This window comes from Mesorhizobium sp. M1A.F.Ca.IN.020.06.1.1 (genome assembly GCF_004023265.1).
GTDB lineage: Bacteria > Pseudomonadota > Alphaproteobacteria > Rhizobiales > Rhizobiaceae > Mesorhizobium.
On sequence record NZ_RZSR01000807.1, the window covers coordinates 1 to 2,784 of the forward strand.

The following is a 2,784-nucleotide window of genomic DNA, read 5'->3' on the forward strand; positions in this document are numbered from 1 at the left end:
GTACAAGCGCCGGCAGGCGGCCCCAGGCGTGAAGATCACGAAGAAGAATTTCGGCCGCGACCGCCGCTACCCGATCACCAATCGGTTCCGGGATCGCAGCTAGTCCGCTGAAACGCAAAGCTGTTCGCCTGAACCGGCGCTGTTGGCGGCGCAACCCACCATTGTTGCAAAATCGTCTCAGTGGCCGGACAAGACGCCCTCCTGGCGCCGCCCTGCCTTGGCGAGATGGTGAGCCGCCTCTATAAGAGCGCTTCCGCGATTCCCTTTCGGGAGGACCGTATGGCAGGATTTGACATCGTTATGCGAGGCCGCGAAGCCTAGATCTGCACCGGCCGTCCGAACTCCGTTCGGAAGGCCATCCGCAGGCAGGCATCTGGCTCTGCCGGTCGCCACCGAGGGCGCGCGACCAGCCATACTGAACCTCCCCGTTCTAAGGGCGCCATAGGGCGCTGGCGCGGGTTTTCCAATTTGATTTTAGCGGGACCGGGCCTCTCTGCGCCCGGATGACATCATGGCTCGTTTCACAATAGATCTGCGCGCCAGCGCCTTTCGCAGCGTGCTCGGCTTCACGCTTGGCCACTGGCGCCGCCAGCCGTGGCGCCTGTCGCTCATCATGGGCGCATTCCTGCTCTCGACGCTGGCCGACGTGCTGACGCCGCTCTATTCCGGCCGGCTGGTCGACGCGGTCGCCAGCAGCGCCGGCGCCGACGAGGTTGCGTGGCACGCCGCAATGACGGCGTTCTCCATCCTGATGGCGCTGGCGTTGGCGGCCGTGGTGCTGCGCAACGCCGCCTTCATGGGGATTGTCGAACTGACGTTGAAGATGATGTCGGACATCGCCGCCGACGCGTTCCACCGCGTCCAGCGCTTCTCGACGGACTGGCACGCCAACAGCTTCGCCGGCTCGACGGTGCGCAAGATAACGCGTGGCATGTGGGCGCTCGACCTGCTGAACGACACGATCCTGATCGCGCTGCTGCCGTCGTTCGTCATGCTGGTCGGCTCGACGCTGCTGCTCGGCTGGTTCTGGCCGATGATGGGGTTGGTGGTCGCGATCGGCTCGGTGCTGTTCATCGCCGTCACCGCCATGCTGTCGCTTGGCTACGTCGCACCGGCGGCACGCCTCGCCAGCAGCTGGGATACACGCCTCGGCGGCGCGCTGGCCGACGCGGTGAGCTGCAATGCCGTGGTCAAGGGTTTTGGCGCCGAGGCGCGCGAGGAAGCGCGGCTTGCCCGCGTGGTCGCCAAATGGCGTCTGCGCACGGGCCGTACCTGGGTGCGCGGCACGTTCAACGGCACCGCGCAAGGCACGATGCTGCTCTTGATGAGGGCGGCCGTGATCGGCCTTGCGCTCATGCTTTGGGCCTGGGGCGAGGCGAGTGCCGGCGACATCGCTTTTGTTTTGACGTCGTTCTTTGTCCTGCAGGGCTATCTGCGCGATATCGGCACGCATATCCGCAACCTGCAGCGCTCCATCAACGATATGGAAGAGCTGGTCGATTTCCAGTCCGAACCGCTCGGCATCGAGGACCGGCCCGGTGCCGCTCCGATCCGGATCACCGACGGCAGCATTGCGTTCGACAAGGTGACGTTCCATTACGGCAATCACCGGCTGCCGCTCTATCGCGACTTCTCGGTCGAGATCGCCGCGGGTGAACGCGTCGGGCTGGTCGGGCATTCGGGATCGGGCAAGACAACTTTCGTCAAGCTGATCCAGCGCCTCTATGACGTGAACGGGGGCCGGATACTGATCGACGGCCAGGACATCTCGAAGGTTGCGCAATCATCGTTGCGCAGCCAGATCGCCATCGTGCAGCAGGAGCCGATCCTGTTTCACCGGTCGCTGGCCGAGAACATCGCCTATGCCAGGCCGGGCGCAACGCAGGCCGAGATCGAGCATGCCGCGAAGCTCGCCAGCGCGCACGACTTCATTGCCGATCTGCCCAAGGGTTACGGAACCCTGGTCGGCGAGCGCGGTGTGAAACTGTCGGGCGGCGAGCGCCAGCGCGTGGCGATCGCGCGCGCCTTCCTGGCCGATGCGCGCATCCTGATCCTGGACGAGGCGACATCGAGCCTGGATTCCGAATCGGAGGTGCTCATCCAGAAGGCGATGGAGCGGCTGATGGTCGGGCGCACGACATTGGTCATCGCACACCGGCTTTCGACCGTGCGGGCACTCGACCGGCTGCTGGTTTTCGACCGCGGCCGCATCATCGAGGAAGGCTCGCATGACGAGCTTATCCGGCTGAACGGCGGTATCTACCGGCGGCTGTTCGAGCGCCAGGCGCTCGAACTCACCAAAGGCCTGGTCGCCTGAGGAAAGGCATCCGGCTTCGGCCGGGTGCCTTCCCGCCTTGCGGACCGACCGTCAGCCGTAGTGCAACTTGGGCTTGGCCTCGGTACCGGTGAACTTGACGCCCACGCGGTCGTTGCGGCGCCAGCGGACTTCCGCGCGATAAGCCACGCCATCGAGCGGGACGTAGAGCAGGAAACGATCGGGAACGCGTGATTCCGGTGCGACTTTCAGCTCGGCGCCACCGGCATTCTGATTGCGCAACGTGCAACTGACCTCGGAATTCTGGATACCGGTGATGATCGTCCCGCCCTTGAGCACGCGCTGGCGGTGCTCGCGCCGGTGTTCGCCGGAGTTTTCTTCAAGTGGTTGCGCGGAGTTCGTCATCGATCGACGCCATTAGCCGAATCGGCACTGCATTAACCACACAAAGCACCGATGTTCGCGCACCGCAACGCGCGGCATGCTCGTCGGGTCACATATGCGTTATG

The 2,784-nt window shown here is 64.6% G+C and carries 2 protein-coding genes; one reads left to right on the top strand and one right to left on the bottom strand.

Translation table 11 applies throughout. The features are described from left to right. Positions 1–511: 511 nt before the first annotated feature. Positions 512–2,317, top strand: coding sequence for an ABC transporter ATP-binding protein (locus tag EOA60_RS27255; protein WP_095825226.1), 1,806 nt, complete (start codon positions 512–514; stop codon positions 2,315–2,317). A gap of 51 nt (positions 2,318–2,368) precedes the next feature. On the opposite strand, the gene EOA60_RS27260 is transcribed toward EOA60_RS27255, so the two are convergent. Beyond that, positions 2,369–2,680 (bottom strand): PilZ domain-containing protein, encoded by a 312-nt coding sequence (locus EOA60_RS27260; protein WP_066998925.1) that lies wholly within the window; start codon positions 2,678–2,680, stop codon positions 2,369–2,371. Positions 2,681–2,784 lie beyond the last annotated feature (104 nt).

Bases quoted from the DNA above. Each gene is read 5' to 3' on its own strand.
- EOA60_RS27255 (WP_095825226.1), top strand. From the start codon at position 512: ATGGCTCGTTTCACAATAGATCTGCGCGCCAGCGCCTTTCGCAGCGTG.
- EOA60_RS27260 (WP_066998925.1), bottom strand. From the start codon at position 2,680: ATGACGAACTCCGCGCAACCACTTGAAGAAAACTCCGGCGAACACCGG.